15 protein-coding genes and 1 tRNA gene are annotated in these 16,744 nt (G+C 53.6%); 9 read left to right on the plus strand and 7 right to left on the minus strand.

Going from position 1 to position 16,744, the window contains the following annotated elements; genetic code table 11:
* Nucleotides 1–599 precede the first annotated feature (599 nt).
* On the minus strand, nt 600–893 hold the full coding sequence (locus tag H8B13_RS02540) for a hypothetical protein (protein ID WP_187309248.1): 294 nt from the start codon (nt 891–893) through the stop codon (nt 600–602).
* Between the two features lie 133 nt (nt 894–1,026).
* Here H8B13_RS02540 and H8B13_RS02545 point away from each other — a divergent pair, with 133 nt between their 5' ends.
* Nucleotides 1,027–1,632 carry a tetratricopeptide repeat protein gene (locus H8B13_RS02545; protein WP_187309249.1) on the plus strand — a complete coding sequence of 202 codons (606 nt, stop codon included), beginning with the start codon at nt 1,027–1,029 and terminating at the stop codon, nt 1,630–1,632.
* A gap of 289 nt (nt 1,633–1,921) precedes the next feature.
* Here the strand turns inward: H8B13_RS02545 and H8B13_RS02550 are convergent, their stop codons facing one another.
* Both H8B13_RS02550 and H8B13_RS02555 read right to left on the minus strand, forming a co-directional pair.
* Nucleotides 1,922–2,632 carry a pirin family protein gene (locus H8B13_RS02550; RefSeq protein WP_187309250.1) on the minus strand — a complete coding sequence of 237 codons (711 nt, stop codon included), beginning with the start codon at nt 2,630–2,632 and terminating at the stop codon, nt 1,922–1,924.
* The gene (locus H8B13_RS02555; RefSeq protein ID WP_222841315.1) at nt 2,629–3,213 is read right to left on the minus strand and encodes a nitroreductase family protein; all 585 of its coding nucleotides are present in this window, start codon (nt 3,211–3,213) and stop codon (nt 2,629–2,631) included. Before H8B13_RS02555 ends, H8B13_RS02550 begins: the two co-directional genes overlap by 4 nt.
* A gap of 579 nt (nt 3,214–3,792) precedes the next feature.
* Here H8B13_RS02555 and H8B13_RS02560 point away from each other — a divergent pair.
* The 6 genes from H8B13_RS02560 (at nt 3,793) to H8B13_RS02585 (ending at nt 8,899) form a co-directional block, all read left to right on the plus strand.
* Entirely contained in the window at nt 3,793–4,809 is a 1,017-nt protein-coding gene (locus tag H8B13_RS02560) for a 2-hydroxyacid dehydrogenase (protein WP_187309251.1), read from the plus strand.
* A gap of 139 nt (nt 4,810–4,948) precedes the next feature.
* On the plus strand, nt 4,949–5,821 hold the full coding sequence (locus H8B13_RS02565) for a universal stress protein (protein ID WP_187309252.1): 873 nt from the start codon (nt 4,949–4,951) through the stop codon (nt 5,819–5,821).
* A gap of 81 nt (nt 5,822–5,902) precedes the next feature.
* The gene (locus H8B13_RS02570) at nt 5,903–6,658 is read left to right on the plus strand and encodes an MlaE family ABC transporter permease (RefSeq protein WP_187309253.1); all 756 of its coding nucleotides are present in this window, start codon (nt 5,903–5,905) and stop codon (nt 6,656–6,658) included.
* 48 nt (nt 6,659–6,706) lie between these two features.
* Nucleotides 6,707–7,045 carry a hypothetical protein gene (locus H8B13_RS02575; protein WP_187309254.1) on the plus strand — a complete coding sequence of 113 codons (339 nt, stop codon included), beginning with the start codon at nt 6,707–6,709 and terminating at the stop codon, nt 7,043–7,045.
* Nucleotides 7,046–7,073: 28 nt separating this feature from the next.
* On the plus strand, nt 7,074–7,850 hold the full coding sequence (locus tag H8B13_RS02580) for an ABC transporter ATP-binding protein (protein ID WP_187309255.1): 777 nt from the start codon (nt 7,074–7,076) through the stop codon (nt 7,848–7,850).
* A gap of 77 nt (nt 7,851–7,927) precedes the next feature.
* Nucleotides 7,928–8,899, plus strand: a complete 972-nt coding sequence (locus H8B13_RS02585; RefSeq protein ID WP_187309256.1) for an MlaD family protein — start codon at nt 7,928–7,930, stop codon at nt 8,897–8,899.
* A gap of 186 nt (nt 8,900–9,085) precedes the next feature.
* Here H8B13_RS02585 and H8B13_RS02590 read toward each other — a convergent pair whose 3' ends face one another.
* A complete protein-coding gene (locus H8B13_RS02590; RefSeq protein WP_187309257.1) occupies nt 9,086–10,594 on the minus strand; it encodes a L,D-transpeptidase family protein in 1,509 nt (502 codons plus the stop codon).
* Nucleotides 10,595–10,653: 59 nt separating this feature from the next.
* Complete coding sequence (locus H8B13_RS02595; RefSeq protein ID WP_187309258.1) at nt 10,654–11,478, minus strand: universal stress protein; 825 nt, start codon at nt 11,476–11,478, stop codon at nt 10,654–10,656.
* 496 nt (nt 11,479–11,974) lie between these two features.
* Between H8B13_RS02595 and H8B13_RS02600 the strand changes: the two genes are divergently transcribed.
* Both H8B13_RS02600 and H8B13_RS02605 read left to right on the plus strand, forming a co-directional pair.
* Complete coding sequence (locus tag H8B13_RS02600) at nt 11,975–12,793, plus strand: universal stress protein (RefSeq protein ID WP_187309259.1); 819 nt, start codon at nt 11,975–11,977, stop codon at nt 12,791–12,793.
* Nucleotides 12,794–12,846: 53 nt separating this feature from the next.
* Nucleotides 12,847–13,761, plus strand: a complete 915-nt coding sequence (locus H8B13_RS02605; RefSeq protein WP_187309260.1) for a bestrophin family protein — start codon at nt 12,847–12,849, stop codon at nt 13,759–13,761.
* Between the two features lie 335 nt (nt 13,762–14,096).
* Here H8B13_RS02605 and H8B13_RS02610 read toward each other — a convergent pair whose 3' ends face one another.
* The gene (locus tag H8B13_RS02610) at nt 14,097–15,977 is read right to left on the minus strand and encodes a gamma-glutamyltransferase family protein (protein WP_187309261.1); all 1,881 of its coding nucleotides are present in this window, start codon (nt 15,975–15,977) and stop codon (nt 14,097–14,099) included.
* A 451-nt stretch (nt 15,978–16,428) separates the two neighbouring features.
* Nucleotides 16,429–16,502: transfer RNA gene (locus H8B13_RS02615), tRNA-Asp, on the minus strand.
* Nucleotides 16,503–16,744: the final 242 nt, after the last annotated feature.

Raw genomic sequence — 16,744 nt, forward strand, 5'->3', positions numbered from 1 at the left:
TCCTCTCTGACTTCTAAAAGCTGTTTTTATTAGCTCTAGAACGGTGTAAAGACGCATATTTGCGTCTCGTCGTTGAACGACAATCGTGCGGAAAATCCGAACAATGTAGAGACGCAAGTATGCGTCTCTACATTGTTCGGGCTTCTTACAAAACGTAACGCTCAGCGTCTAAAGCATCCTGATTTCTATACCCAGGATGAATGATACAAGGATAATTGGTGATGGTAAGAGCGAGCGTAGAAGGTGCTCACGAATACGTTGCACTATAGCAGTTGCCATGCAAAGCAGGAACATCGCCACATCTAATTGCCAGACCGGAAGTATATCTTTTCTATGGAATATTTGGCAATGTGTTTGCTCCCGCGCTCCCCAGATAATATAACTACCTTGGTATATGAAAAACCAATACGATCCGAGTACCGGAGAGCTCATTGTAGAGGCTAAAAGGGATATAGCTGTAGCTATGTGCCTGTTTCTGAGCTCCTGCCTTACTATTATGTGCTGGGTATAAGCTGCCAGCAGCCTGGGGGGCAAAGTACAATGGGCTCACAGCCTTGAGGACAGGAGTGGTTGCCCGGCTAGGAAGCGAACAATAGAAGTTACGCAGTCTGGTATTCTTCCATTACCTCCGCAAGTTCAATCTCTTCCAGCGGTGGTACTGGCGCGAAGCGGGACTCATGGAAGTTGGCCTCTGGAAAGCCCGGCGCTACATCAGCATTGTTAATCTCGACCAACGTAATACCGTAGCCGCGATGCGTATCATAAACGCCGCGCACGGTATAGATAGGCCCACGCTTGGGGGTCTGAATATTGGGGTTTTGTACCAGTAGTAGGGTGAAGTCATCGTTCGTGCAGATAATCTGCTGGCCCGGATGGAATAATGGCGGCTTCATGCGGCAAAGATACGGCAGGGTGTTATGACAGAACTAGAGCGTTGAGCCCGCGAACTTCATTGAAAAAGAGCAGTGCTCGAAACGATCAAGCGGCAACCAGAGTCATTAGGAAAATTTTACAAAGATCTTGGATATGTTACCCAAACTACTCGTGACTACATTGTTATCCTACGGGCGAACCACTTTGTTTTTTATGGTTTGCCTGGCTGCAGGGGCATGTACACCGGAGGACCACGCTGTACAAGGGGGAGAATATATGTTGCAAGAAAATTATGACTCCGCGTTGCCAGAATATCAGCTAGCGGTTCAGGCCAATCCACAAGACTACGCTTCCTATAATGTATTAAGTCTCATTGTCGGTAAACTCAATGACCTGGCATCTGCCCTTCGCTATGTGGATACGGCCTTGCAGATTAATCCTCGTTATACCTATGCGTATGTAGCCCGGGGTGCGCTACAGGGGCAAGCGGGTGATTCCACTGCGTGCTTCGCGGCGCTGACCCGGGCCATTGAGTTAGACTCCATGTATGTGGAAGCTTACTTTAACCGAGGATTTTTCCACGCACAGTTTCACAGCAACATCCGGGCTATCGCTGACTTTCGCCAAACCATCGAATTAGCTCCTACAGATTATGCGGCTTATTATCATTTAGGCCGGTTGTTACTCCAGCAGGGAGACCGGCAAGAGGGGTGCTGGCATGTAGCGAAAGCCCTGGCAATAATGAAAGGCTTGTCTTAAGCTCCCTTACTTGGAGCGCAAGAGTTGCAGGAGCAGTATTGTAACAAAGGTTATCCATTAACTGCTAGGAAGTAAGTCTAGGAACTGATTAGGGCACTATTTAGAGAGTCTAATAATCGCCATTATATAAACTTGCCGAGAAAAACAGCCGTCTCCAATATGACAAGGTAAGGCATCCATTCTCTAATCTACCAGAGCCTGAATCCTTTGCATGCAGTCAACTCAAATGCGAAAAGCCGGCGGTAGCAAACCGCCGGCTTTTTGTCTACAATAAGCTACCAATCGTAGGTTAATGATTGATAGGCGCTTCAATCAGTAAAAACCGCGTATCCGCCGCGCACTCCAAGCTAACGTGGTCGGTTTCCCAGATTCCCATACTGTCCCGAGCCTGAAGGGTCTGCCCGTCTAGCGTGATGCTGCCGCTGATGACAAATAGGAACAAGGCTTTATTCAACGGATTCAAACTGTATTCTACGGTTTGGGGTGCCTCGTAGTAGCCTAAGGAGAGTTTTGCGTTCTGGTTTATCCAGCAATGCGCCTGCCCTTCCTCGTTGCTGACGATGGTAGTCAGCTGGTTTTTACGCTTCGCTTCCGGGAACTGACGGCGCTGATAGCGGGGGGCAATATTCTGTAGTTTCGGCTCAATCCAGATCTGCAGGAAGTTTACCTCGTCGTCGCCTACGTTGTGCTCTTCGTGGCGCATGCCCGTGCCGGCACTCATAATTTGCACCCAGTCTTGGTGCACTACTTCGGTGTAGCCCAGGGTGTCCTTATGGTTCATGCTGCCGGCCAGCATCACGGAAATAATTTCCATGTTGGAGTGCGGGTGAATGCCGAAGCCGTTGCCGGGCTGCACGAAGTCGTCGTTGAATACGCGCAACAGACCGAAGCCGTTGCGCTGAGGATTGGCGTAGCTGCTAAAGCTAAAAGTGAAGTTGCTCTTTAGCCAGCCAATGTCTTTGAGGCCACGCTCGTCGGCCCGCGTGATGCTGGTTTTCATACTGTTACAGGCAACTGGTGGGCAAATACGAACTCGTCCAGAGGTTTGCGCTGGCGTGGAGCAACTTCGCGGCTGCGCAACGGTTCGTCCAACTGTTCGGCCGGGCCGGCATAGCCCAAGGCCAGGAAAGTCACTGGTTCCAGATTTTCCGATAGCTCAAAGTGCTCGCGGGTGCGGTCCATGTCAAAGCCCCCCATCGCATGCACCGACAGGCCGAGGGCGGTAGCTTCGAGCGTCAGGGTGGCATTAGCGGCTCCTACATCGTGCTGCGCGGTGCGGTTTAGGTGGCCATTTTCGTAGTGCGTTTTTACCAGCGAAAGAATGAGTACGGGAGCATGCTTGGCCCAGGCTTGGTTGGCGGGCACCAGGCACTCCAGCAAGCGGTTAAACGCTTCCGGGTCCGACTGATCGGCGTAGATATAGCGCCAGGGCTGCTCATTCATGGCGCTAAAAGCCCACGAAGCCGCTTCAAATACACGGTTGAGGTCTTCAGGACTTACTTGTTGGCTCGTAAAAGAGCGCGGGCTCCAGCGTTGCCGAATCAGGTCGCTGATGGGGTACGTAGTGGGGGCAGTTCTCATAATCAATGTTCGATTTGTAAAATGGCGGGGATCAGAAACGGGTTCGATCCGGGTGCAAATGCTTTCTCAACACCAGTAGCCGCAAGCGAATAATGGACTCGTATGCATTGCCTGCGTTACTGAAATGCTAGATCAGTACAAATGTATATACATTAAATGTATGTACATAGTTTTACATGGTATTTATCTTCTTCAATCTTTGAAAGGCCATTGAGCAGCAAGGTATCAACCTCGGATATGGGCAGCCAGCAGACTAAGGCAAGCTATTACGCCAATTATAGTCCTGACGAAAGGAGTGAGATAAAGCTCCTATTTGTGGTCAGAAAAAGCCCCCCAGAAGGAAGAGTGAGTATCGGACAGAGCGTCAGCTTCCAGGAATCGGCAGTGCCGTCGCGCAGGCATATTCAGCCGGGATTTTCGCTGCTGGGGGGCTTTTAGGTTGTATATTTAGCAAAAGCGATACGCTGCCAGCCCCCGTTCGGGTGCAAGCTGAACGCTAGTCCTGGCTGTGTTTGGCGAGAAGCCTTTGGCTCATTGAATCCGCTCAGGCTTCCCACTCTTACTTCTTATCCATCTCGTATGAACATCACGTTTTTTAGCTCTAAGCCTTACGATCAGCAGTTTTTCAACAAAGCCAACGAGGAGTTTGGGCACCGGCTCCGGTTTCTGGAAGTGCCGTTGAACGCCCAAACGGCCGTGCTGGCCCAGGGCGCTGAGGTGGTGTGCGTATTTGTGAACGATGTGGTGAATGAGCCCGTGCTGCACCAGTTAGCCGACAATGGCGTGCGGCTGGTGGCCCTGCGGTGCGCGGGCTTCAACAACGTGGACCTCAACGCGGCGGCAGCCCTGAGTCTGCCTGTAGTACGGGTGCCGGCCTACTCGCCCTACGCCGTGGCCGAGCACACGCTGGCGCTCATTCTGACGCTCAACCGCCACACGCACCGCGCCTACAACCGTGTGCGGGAAGGCAACTTCGCCCTGACCGGCCTGATGGGCTTCGACTTGCACGGCAGCACCGTGGGCCTTATCGGGCTGGGTACTATTGGCATGGTCACGGCTCGTATTCTGAAGGGGTTTGGGTGTCGGGTGCTGGGCTACGATATCAGGCCAACCGCTGAGTGTCAGCAGATAGGAGTGGAGCTGACCGACCTCGATACCCTGTATGCGCAGTCCGACATTATTTCGCTGCATTGCCCGCTCACGCCCCAAACCTATCATCTGATCAACGAGGAGTCGATTGCGAAGATGAAAAGCGGGGTAATGCTGATTAATACCAGCCGGGGGGCAATTATTGATGCCCGGGCTGTTATAAAGGGGCTTAAATCGGAGAAGATTAAATACCTAGGGCTGGATGTGTACGAAGAGGAAGGCGACCTATTCTTTGAAGACCTATCGGGCAAGGTTATTCAGGACGACGTGTTTATGCGCCTGCTCTCCTTCAACAATGTGCTCATTACCGGCCATCAGGCCTTTTTTACCACCAACGCCCTCAACGGTATTGCTCATATCACCCTGCAAAATATCACCGACTTCGAGCAAGGAAAGAGCCTTGTGAATGCCGTGCCGTTCGAAAAAAGCCCCCCAATGACCGTTTAGCGACCAGCGGGGCGTTTTTGATTTCTGCTGAAAAAAGTGATAAAAGTCATCTTGAAAAATGCCATTTGTCATTGCTAAACCGCTTTACATCAAGCAGCTTTAACCGCAGTGTTTTCGGTCATCTCTTCACGTCACCGTTATGGAACCTTCCTTTCTGGTACTCACCGATTTGTCCCCTAGGTCGCAGCGGGCGGTTTATCTGACGGCGCTTCTGGCGGCCGCCGCCAATGGTCAGGTAATCTTGCTGCATATGGAGAATATGCCGATGCTCGAACCTGAGCTGGGCTTGGTTACCATTCCGGAGCAGTACTATCGGCAAGAGCGCCGTGATACGCTGGACGCGCTGGCAGCGCTGGCCCGGCACCTGCCTGCCCCCGCCATTGTGGAGAGTGAAGCCGGGAATCTGCACGATGTGTTGGGGGAGCTAATCGACCGGTGGCAGCCTAAGCTACTTGTGATGGGGCTGGCCGCGGAGCATGATATGCTCGATGAGATGCTGATGAATCAGGCTTTGCCCGCGCTGCGGCAGACTGGCCTGCCGCTCCTGCTGGTTCCGGAAGAAACCGACGTTGCCCAGGATCCGGTGCTGCCACTGCCCCGGCTGGTGGCCGTGGCCGCCGATAGCGAAGCCTTTCAGCTAACCGACTCTTCCCTGGCATTTCGGTCGGTGCTGGAGAGCTGGTCGGCGCAGTATTCTATTGTGCATATCGTAACGCCCCAGGACCCCGCCGATGGTGGCATTAGCAAGGCTGAGGCCGCTGTGCGCCAGAGCGGCCTGATGCCCGCTGAAACCAAGTACACTACCTATCAAATTCGTTCGCAGCCGCGCAGCAAAGGCATTGTGCAGGCCGCCCTTGATATTCAGGCCGATATGGTAGTAATACTGGCCCGGCCGCGCACCTTACTAACCAGCATTTTCAACTTGGGAGTGTCGGCCGAAGTAGTGCGCATCAGTACCGTACCCGTGTTGCTGCTGCCCACCACAGACCGCCCCAAGTCCGCGCCCGAGTAGATTAAGTGCTGGATGAAGCTGCTGGAGCCCAATGGGCGCTTCCGGCCATGTTACCTTGGTTTTACTGACTAACGCAATGAGATGAACAGTACTATTCTTGCTGAAACAGGGGCCATTACGAACTTCGCCTGGCGGTTTTTTCGTCATGGCTTTCGGCCCCGCTACGAGGTGCAGGAGTTGCTGTATCAGTGCTACGTTGTTGGATACCAGTCGCTGCCGCTGGTGGGCATTACGGGGTTTATCATGGGCATAGTGCTCACCCTGCAAAGCCGGCCAACCATGGCGAAGTTTGGGGCTGAGTCCTGGATTCCGACTATGGTGGGGCTGACTATTGTCCGCGAAATGGGCCCCATTATCACCGCGTTGATTTTTGCCGGTAAAATAGGCTCCAGCATTGGGGCCGAGCTGGGCTCTATGCGCGTAACCGAGCAGATTGACGCCATGGAAGTAGCTGGCACCAACCCGTTTAAGTATCTGGTAGTTACGCGCGTGCTAGCCACCACGCTCATGCTGCCGATACTCACCCTGCTCGCCGACGCCATTGCCCTGTACGCGGCCTATATCGGTATCAATCTGAAAGGTGTCACCACGCTGGCCTTGTTCACCAACAATATCATCTCTACCCTGACCTTCGGCGATGTAGTGCCAGCGGTTATCAAAACCTTCTTCTTTGGCTTTGCCGTCGGCATAATTGGCTGCTACAAAGGCTACAACGCCAACAAGGGAACAGAGGGCGTGGGGCGGGCGGCCAACTCGGCGGTGGTCGTTTCGTCGCTCGTCATTTTTCTGCTCGATTTACTGGCCGTTCAGATCACCGGCGCCCTCGGTCTAAACTGAGCCAGAGGTTGCCTTTTGAGTATTGTTATGACGCTTGTCATCAAGGCCATGAATAAACATCTGGCACTGAGTCTTATAAAAGGCCTACACACGCTGATATGGCTGTTTTTCAACGTTGTGATTTTTTACCTGCTCTACGCGGCCATTACTGGCCGGCTGGATCACTGGCTTTGGCTGGGCTACGGCCTAATAGCTCTGGAAGGGCTGGTACTTCTGGGATTCAACTTCTTCTGTCCGTTGACGATATTGGCCCGGCAATACTCCAGCTCGGCGGCCGATAATTTCGACATTTATCTGCCTAATTGGCTGGCCAAAAACACCAAACTTATCTATACTTCCCTGGTGCTGATTAGTGCTATCATAACAGCGTACCGGCTGCTCAAATAGCTACTCAAATTCTTGTTTTTGCTTTCCCATGCTTCCTGATTCTGCTCCATTGTCAGCTACTGCTGCCGCCTCGCCTGCCGAGGAGGTGCTCACGGTGGAGCACGTGAGCAAGTCGTTTGGCGACAACCACGTGCTGCAGGATTTCTCGCTTACCCTGCACCGGGGCGAGAATCTGGTGGTGCTGGGCAAGTCGGGCTCCGGTAAGTCGGTGCTTATCAAGTGCATTATTGGCTTGCTGCCCATTGATGCGGGCCGCATTACCGTGTTGGGTCAGGAGGTGAGCACTCTGAGCCATGATGAGCTGGACCAGCTGCGAACCAAAGTGGGCTTTCTCTTCCAAAGTAACGCGCTCTACGACTCTATGACAGTACGCGAAAACCTGTTGTTTCCTCTCCGACGCCACTGGATGGCCGATCGGCGGGGGCAGGAAGAAAGCATGGTGATGCAGGCCCTCGACGATGTGGGGCTGGTCGAAACCATCGATAAGATGCCGGCCGAGCTATCGGGTGGGCAACGCAAGCGCATTGCTCTGGCCCGCACCCTCATCATTCCGCCCGAAATTATTCTGTACGACGAGCCCACCACGGGCCTCGACCCGATAACGGCGCGCGAAATTTCTCAGCTTATCCGCGAGGTGCAGCAGAAGTACACCACCTCCGCCATCATCATCTCGCACGATATGAATTGTGTGCGCCTCACCGCCGACAGGGTAGCACTTTTGGTGGAGGGACGCTGCCACGTCGAAGGCACCTACCAGGAATTGCAGCAGCTGGACGATCCATACGTGCGCGAATTTTTTGTCTGACAACTCTGTAAAAAAGCCCCCCAGCTATTAAAATCAGGTATTCAAGGCTCCCGTTTTATCATTAACCGTTACGTAAAATGCCGCAAGCTACCGCCAGTAATAATATTCGCCTGGGCTTATTTGTGGCTGTGGGAGTGGGCTGCCTGATGGCGGTCTTGTTTCTGCTGGGGCGCAAGCAGAACCTATTCGGGTCGTCGCTGGAGGTGATGGCCGATTTTCGCAATGTATCGGGTCTGCTGATCGGCAACAACGTGCGGCTGGCTGGCATCGACGTTGGTACCGTGCGCCGCATCCAGATTCAGAATGACAGCACGGTGCGCGTAGTAATGCACCTGAACCGCGACGTACAGCCTTTTGTAAAGAAGAATGCCGTGGCTTCCATTGGTACCGACGGCTTGGTGGGGAATACGATTGTGAACCTGAGTGCCGTGGCCGCGCCCGCTCCGCCCGTTGAGCCCGGCGACGTGCTGCGTACCAAAAAGCCCCTGGCCGTGGCGGATATGCTCAATACGCTCGACATATCGAACAAAAACCTGGTGGGCATTACACAGGACCTGCGCCAGATTACGAGCAAACTCAATGGCAGCAAGGCTATTTGGCAGATTTTGGACGACCAGAAATTGGCTGAAAATCTGGGCGCATCGCTACGTCGCGCCGCCAGCGCAACGGCCTCTTTGCAGGCTTCCGCCGTCGATCTGCAGAATATCACCAACGACGTGCGCCGAGGACGCGGTCCGGCGGGCTACCTGCTCACCGACACAGCCTTCGCCGGCCGGATGCGCTATACCACGCGCCAGCTCGCCAGCTCTTCCGATACGCTAGCCGCAACAATGGCATCTCTGAAACAGCAGGTGCAAACCAGCGGTGGCCCCCTCAATACCTTGCTGGTTGATACCGCCATGAGCCAACAGCTGCGCCGGACGCTGCAAAACGTGGAAAAAGGAACTGAGGGCTTCAACCAAAGCATGGAAGCTTTGCAGCACAATTTCCTGCTGCGGGGCTACTTTCGTCGGCAGCAAAAGAAACAGGCCCAAGCTGCCACGCCTTAGAAACGGTTGGAGGTAGTTTGGCTACTACCCGAACGAGGTAGAGACGCGACACTTCGCGTCTCGTCGTTGCTGAGGTTGTAATGATTGGACTTGGGGTTCAGGCCGTTCAAAGACCGCAACGACGAGACGCGAAGTGTCGCGTCTCTACCTCGTTCGGGCAAGCAGTGGTTGAAAAAGCAGGAAGCTCTACTCAATCGGGGCTACCAGTAAGCGCAGACTATTTTGGGGGGCAAATAATTGCCGCCGTAAAGCTTCGTCGCGGCTGTATATATCGGGATAGAATTTGAGCTCGCCCGCTACAACGGCGCACGTGGCGTAGCGCACATGAAAGGGCATCGGACGCCGAAGAGTAATGGTGCGCGGCTTGGGGGCGGCTTCGCATTCCGCTTCCGAAGGTAGTGCTACGCTGGTGCTATCGGGGCCGAGCAGATAGGCGGCCAGCCGCATGGGGCGCTCCGTGCGCAGGCAGCCGTGCCCCAAGGCTCTGTTGGCCAACTCAAAGTCGCTGGTTTCGGAGGTGGCGTGCAGATACACGGAGTAGGGGTTGGCAAAGCGAAAGATGATGTTGCCCAGCGTATTGCCGCACCCCGGATTCTGCCGAATACTATAAGGAAAGTTCTTGGCTGTCACGTGCTGCCACTTCACCGTAGCCGGATCTACGCGGCGGCCTTTGGCATCGTAGAGGGAGTAGTTGTTTTCGGCCAAAAAATCGTGCTCCGACGGATATTTGGCGTTTTCCTGCAGGTAAGGCAGTATTTCGGTGGTGGCAATACTATGAGGCACGTGCCATTCCGGCGCCACCGTGAACGAGGTAAGCCGGCTGCTAAGCGTGGGCGTGGGGCTTTCGGAGCGGCCAACCACGAGGCGGTGGGTTTGGCGTACACGGCCATTGTCCACTACTTCCATAGCGTACGCGGCCAGATTTATCAGTACGTAAGTCGAATCGGGAATAGCGTCCCAACGCCAGCGCTCCAGGGTGAGGACTATCTGTTCCGTCCGTCGTTGCCGCGCGATGGAATCAGCGCCTTTGGGTTGCTGCCGCCACCGTACCAGTGCCTGTTGGAGCTGCTGGTACTCGCGGTGGCGGGGCTGGCATCGCAGCAGCGCCGCCGCAAAGTCGGGCGCTTCGAGGGCGCGGCTTACCCATGCAACCGGGTCGAATGGCCCTTCCACCTTTTCCAAGGGCGACGGAACAAAGGCGTGTAATTGCCCCCGGCGCAGGTGCTTGGCAAACTGCACCAAGCCATCGGTGAGCAACACCTCAAAGCGAGCCTGCTGGGCTTGCTTGCGCACAACGGACGTGGGCCAGGTCAGCGAATCGGTGAGGGCTAACAGGGCCGGCGCATGATAGGCGCTGGGCTGCAAGCCATAGTCTTCGGCCCCGGCCAGCAACGCCAGGGCAGCGCGACCATTGGCACTGGGCTGCTGGCTGGTGCTCCAGGCCGGCACAAAACGGCGCTTTGCGTAAAAAATGCGTGCTTCTTTTGGGTCAATTGCGGGCTGCTGATGCTGAGCCCACGCTGCTCTAGGCCGTAGCAGACTCTGAATACGGGCGGCCAGCGCCTTCGGCGTAGTTTGGCTGACCTCCGCACTGATACTATTGCGCCCGATATACGCATTCGGAGCTGGAACTGCCCGCAGGGAGGGCAGCATCGTGAGCAGCAAGGCAAGAAACCAGCGCCGGTATATATGCATAGTCAGAGTTAGAGATGAAGTCGATAGGAAAGAGTTGGCCGAAAACTGCTGGCTTACCCTTATTTATTAGTAGGCAACACCAACACCGGCACCGGGCTGCGGCGTAGGATCTGGGCCGTGATGCTGCGGTGAAAAAGCCCCCCAAGAAACGTATGCGGCCGCGCCAGCATCACTATCAGTTGGGCCTGCAGCTCCGATGCGGCGTGCAGAATACCGTCAGCGGGCGCTTCTTCGCACACCTCGTACAGGCTATTACTGGAAAGGCTGCCAAATAACCCTGTGCGTTGCACCGAAGCCAGCCCCACTTCCGCCTGCGACGGGCCAGAGCCGGAGGTAACGTGCACCACCGTAGTCGTAGGCTGCAGCGCCTTAAACAGCTCTTCTAACTCCAGCGAAGGCGCGCTCAACGTGAAAGGATGCGCATCGGTGGCCACCACTATACGCTGCGGCAGCTCCGTATCGTGCCAGCTCTCAGGCACCACCAGCAGGGGATGATGCGCGTCCTGCAGAATGGGGAGCGCACGGTTGCCCACCAGTCGGTCCAGCACGTTATCAGGTTCCTCGCGCCCCAGCGCCAGCAGCAAAGGATGGTGTTGCTGCACCACGTTGGCTAGTGCCGTACTCAACACATCAACAACTACTTCGGTATCAGCCGGAACAGGCAACGTGCTGGCCCGCTGCACCATATTCGTCATGATTTCCTGGCGGCTGGCTACCAGAATAGGTGCCGCCACCATCGATATCTCCGGTTCGAGCACCGGGTCCAGAAAAACATGTAGCAGCACTAGGCGCCCATCCAGGCGTTGGGCGAGTCGGGTGGTATACGTCAGCGCCGCCTCAGCGGAGCGCGACAAATCGGTCATAACTACGAATGTCGGTTGCATAGCCAATAGGTTTGCTTGAGCGAAGAAAGAGGAGCAGAGTAGGGGAAAAGCGGAAACAATTTGCTAGTGTAAAGCAGAAGTTGACCAATATTTAAAGATCGTCAATTTCTTCTGCCTGTAAAATGATGACTGTCAAATGAATAAATGACATATCTCACGCCAGAAGAGTACTATTTTCTGTTGGGACTTTCCTCGTCTTTCCCTCTTGGTATTCCCCCTTATTCCATCACATCAAGAGGTAATTACCCCGCGTTACTGGTCCAAAGAGGGCGTACATACTGATGTATGTACATTAATTTTCTTTAATAAAAGCCCCTTGCTATATAATTCAACTATCAGATAGTCAAGTGTTTAAATAAAATAATGGATACATGATTTTGGTTATAGTTGAGCTTTAATGGCATTATAACCTCCTCTTAATATCACTTTAATTAGGGTGTTTTTGCTTTGTCTCTATTCTAAAAGCCCAGTCTAGAAACAAACCAAGAACACCTATATGAAAAAAATAGTAATTCCAACCGAGCTAACACTATACTCCCTAAATCTGGTCAAACACGCGCTTACCCTGCTAAAAGGGGAGACCTGCGAGATTATACTGTTGCACCATACGCCTTTACCCGATTCTATTACCGAGTTGCTGCTGTTGCCGCGCGAAGCTGAGAAGGCTCGGGAGCCCGATGCGGAGTTTAAGAAGGCTCTGGAGCGGCTAAAAAAATCCTACGCCCTCGAGATACACAGTATTCGCGTAGTTCATCTCTGCTGCGATACCTCCCTGACGATCAAAAATTTCGTCAGTGGCAATCAGATTGATCTGATAATGAGCCCCGTATCGCTTACGAACCCGTCAGAGGCCATGCGTCATTTCAGCAGCCTGGTGCAGGATATTTCCTTTCCGGTTTTATACATCCCCGAGTTTTTTGAAACCACTCAGTTCCGCAAAATCGCCTTTGTGCTGGATGCGGAAGTCCGTACGAATACCCTGCCCGACAAAACGCTGGTGGACCTGCTGTGTAGGAATGATTACCACGTTACGTTCCTGCTGGTGTTTGCCCCCGGCACCAGCACAGTCAAGCTGAAGCAGGCGCTGGATGAGCTGTATGCGGCCCCCGTGCTGCAGGGCGTCGAGTTCTCGGTGCACCTGCAGCAGCAGCGCGACCTGACGACCGGCGTGGTTTCTTTTATTGAAGAGTTTGAAGTGGACTTGGTCGTTACCTGCAAAAAGCGAAGTATGCTCGACTACCTGCGCGTAGGGCGCAGCCGCAGCGTCCGTGATAAAGCCATCAACACGAAAGTGCCCTGCCTTTCGGTCGCGTAGCGAGCGCCAAACATTGCCATGCATTTCTGCTAACGCTTAGTAACGAACCATTTATGTTATTGAAGACCAAAATTCCGCTTAGCTACGTTTTTGGGAAAATACAGAAGGAAGTCCTGTTTGTATTCGTCTACGCCACGTTAATCGCGGTAGAAGATCATTTTTTTCATATTATGTCGCTCTCCCTGCCGCTGAGCGTTCCCATGGTGCTTGGCACGGTGCTTTCGCTGCTGCTGGCATTTAAGTCGAACCAGGCCTACGACCGGTGGTGGGAGGCTCGCATTGTTTGGGGGGCAATTGTAAACGACTCACGCTCCCTGATCCGCCAGGTGCTCTGCTTTGCCGACGCGCCCTACGCTCCGCAGGAAGTTCACGCTTGGGTGGAGCGCTTCACAAACCGGCAAATTGCCTGGAGCTACAGCCTTGGGATGGCCCTGCGCAATAAAATGGATGTGGAGAAAATTCGCCGCTATCTGGCGCCCGAAGAACTTGCTTTTATCACCAAACACGATAACATACCCAACGCGTTGCTGGAGTTGCACGCCCGGGATCTGCGCTACGCCTTGAACGAGGGCTGGGTGAACAGCTACCAGCAGGTAGAACTCGATGCCACCCTAACCCGGCTAACCGATTCTATGGGCAAGTGTGAGCGTATAAAAAACACCGTTTTTCCGGTGACCTACACGCTGTATACCCACTTTTCCCTGTTCTTTTTTGTGATGTTGCTGCCCTTTGCTCTACTTGAGATATTCGGCGTACTGGAAGTATTGATGGTTGTAGCCATCTCATCCTCGTTTTTCCTAATCGAGAAGATGGCCATTCACCTGCAAGACCCCTTCGAAGGCAAGCCCACGGATACCCCAGTGACGGCTATTGCACGCACCATTGAGGTGAACCTAAAGCAGATGATTGGCGACAAGAATCTGCCAAAAGACAATACGCCACTCGCCAGCACGTACTATGTAATGTGAGGACACCATAAGCACACCAACAAGGTGAAACTTTGCGTGCAGGTTATAGGCTGATGCTTACCGAAACCACTCTAGCATAGCCTTTAAGGTAGCTTGTCTCATAACAACAAAAAGCCCCGCTTACCTCACTTTGACTAGTTAAGTCAAAGTGAGGTAAGCAGGGCTTTACTAATATTTAGCTGGCAATAGTTGACTTAGAACGACGCTTACTTGCTCATTGAAGCCGTTTAGGAATTCGTATGATAGTCAGCCTTGACCTGCGGACGCCAGATCCAGATGAGGCATGATTCTAAAGTGTTTTAAGGGACTTCCTACACATCTTTTACATCCTTCTCCTACCAGCCAATGCCGTAATCTTCGCCGTGGTTGCTGGAGCCGCCCCACAGACTGCCGTGTTTCCAGTCAAAGTAAATGGCATTAATGGGTCCGCTGGTGCGCTCGTCAAAGCTCATGGTGTAGCCGAGCTTTTTCAGTTCTGCCCGCACCGGTTCAGGGGTGCTGTTGTTGAGCAGAATGTGGCCCGGTTTGGGTTTGCGGTCGTCGGTTTTGGAACCGCCTAGTGAGAGCCACAGCTGGTTGGTGTTAAAGTTGGGAGCCTCCGAGGCTTGCTGTACGGTCATACCGAATTCCACCACGTTCAGAAAAAACTGCAGTAGGTTCTGGTCTTGGGTGTCGCCGCCCTGCACGGCAAAAGATAGAAAAGGCTTGCCATCTTTGAGTGCCATCGAGGGCGTTAAGGTGACGCGGGGGCGTTTGCCGGGGGCTACCACGTTAAACGGGTTCAGGGTGGGGTCCAGCACAAAGCTTTGCATACGCTGGCTCATGCCCACCCCAGTGTTGCCCGCAATGCAGGCAGGCAGCCAACCGCCACTGGGCGTAATAGACACCACCCAGCCTTCTTTGTCGGCCGCCTCCATGGTGGTCGTGCCTAGCCATAGGCGCTCTTGGTACTCGGGGGTAGAAGAATTGTTGCCCACGTCGTGTTTTGGGGCGAAGTTTCGTTTGGTGGTATCCATCTCGTAGCCACGGGCTTTGAGCAGTTTCAGGTACGGGTTTTTCTTGCCCTCAAACGGGTAGGGGTCGCCGGGGCCAATGCGGGGGTCGTTTTTCTGGTATTGGATAAGCCGCGCCCGCTGCTTAGCGTAGGCCTTGCTGAGTAAGCCCTTGATAGGTTCTTCCGGGGCAGCATGGGAATCACCGTAGTAAAAGTCGCGGTCGGCAAACGAGAGGTTCATGGCCTGATACACCGTATGGATGTACTTGGAGCTGTTGTAGCCCATGGCCTTCAGGTCGAAGTTTTCCAGAATATTGAGCCCCTGCAGCATGGCAGGTCCTTGGGTCCATTGCTGCAGCTTGTACACGTCGATGCCTTTGTAATTGACCATCAGCGGCTCCTCTTCCAAGGGTTTCCAGCGGGCTAAGTCTTGCATGGTAATCAGACCACCCTGTTCTTTCGAACCTCGGACAAATTCCTGGGCAATGTCGCCGGTATAAAACCGGTCGTAGGCCGCCATGATGGCCTGCTTCCGGCTTTTACCTTGCTTAAGAGCCGCTTTTTCAGCTTCCACCAGTTTGGTCAGCGTTTGCAGCAGGTTTTGCTGCACAAATATTTCGCCGGCCTCTGGCGCTTCCCGCGGCTGGCCGGGGTGTGTCAGAAACAGTTTTTTGCTGTACGGCCACTGTTTGAGAAGCTCCTTATTTTTCTCGATGCTGTTGGCTGTCTGTGCTTCTATAGGGTAGCCGGCGGCCATTTCCATGGCTGGGGTGAGCACCTGCTCTAGGCTCAGGGTGCCGTAGTTGGCTAGCATATGCATGAGTCCGCCCGGGGTACCAGGCGTAGTAGCGGCCAACGGGCCGTTCTCCGGAGGAAAGTTGTACCCTTTGCTTTTGAAGAACTCTGCTGTCGCCCCCGTAGGTGCCACACCCATGGCATTGATGGCAATTACCTTTTTGGTTTTCGGGTTATAGATAAGGGCCTGAGTTTCCCCGCCCCAACTCAACACATCCCACATAGTACAGGTCGCGGCCAGCATGGCGCAGGCCGCGTCGACCGCGTTACCGCCTTTTTGAAACGTCATGGCCCCAGCCGTCGCCGCTAGGGGTTTGCCCGTTATTGCCATCCAGTGCTTGCCGTGCAACGGTGGTTTCTGGGTCTGTTGGGCTATACTGGGCAACGAAAAGACCAATGGAGCCAGAAGCGCATAGAGAAGTTTCATAACCTGAACGTTTAGTAAGGTAATGGGAGGGTGTTTCGAGCGTCAGCGCGGAGCATTATTGTACGACGCAATAAGACGACAAAAGCCAGAAAATGAAAGGTTCGCCACTTTTGACGCTCGTTTCAAAGCGTACAGCGGTCGCGAAGGAGTTTGACATACAGCTAGGTGCCTTCTGCTTCTTCGTTTTTAATGGCCTGCGGGTTTACAGCAATAGTCACCTCAATGCCACGAAGGAAGCACATACTGGCTGGCAGAAGAACAACAAGTCGTTCGGTAGGGTAAATTGGTTCGGTAGTTCAGTTGGTTAAAATGCTGCCCTGAAATAAAGCAGATTCTTCCTTCTTGGCCCTGCCTTGAGCATCCGAAAGCACCGTAAGGTTAGAAACAGGGTATAAATAGTAAACAAAAAGCCCCAAATTGCTGATATACAGCAACTTGGGGCTTATGCAAGCGGTCCGGACGGGACTCGAACCCGCGACCTCCGCCGTGACAGGGCGGCATTCTAACCAACTGAACTACCGAACCAATTACTTTGTGGGTGAACCGTTTGTTTTTCCCTTAAAGTGCTGCAAAGGTAGGAGGAGGTTTGAGACTGCACAACATAGGGGGCATTTTTTTACAGAAAAAAAGCCATTCTGTACGGTTGTGGCTGTTTTTCAGCGACATTGTTTTTTCTAAACTCGATTTGGAGCTACTGATATAGCGGGTGGAGCGGTTTCGCTTACCTTTGCTAACTCAGGCTTGAGGCACATTTGTCCAGTCTCAAT

It is taken from the genome of Hymenobacter sp. BT188 (assembly GCF_014333585.1).
In the GTDB taxonomy this organism is placed as follows: Bacteria; Bacteroidota; Bacteroidia; order Cytophagales; family Hymenobacteraceae; genus Hymenobacter.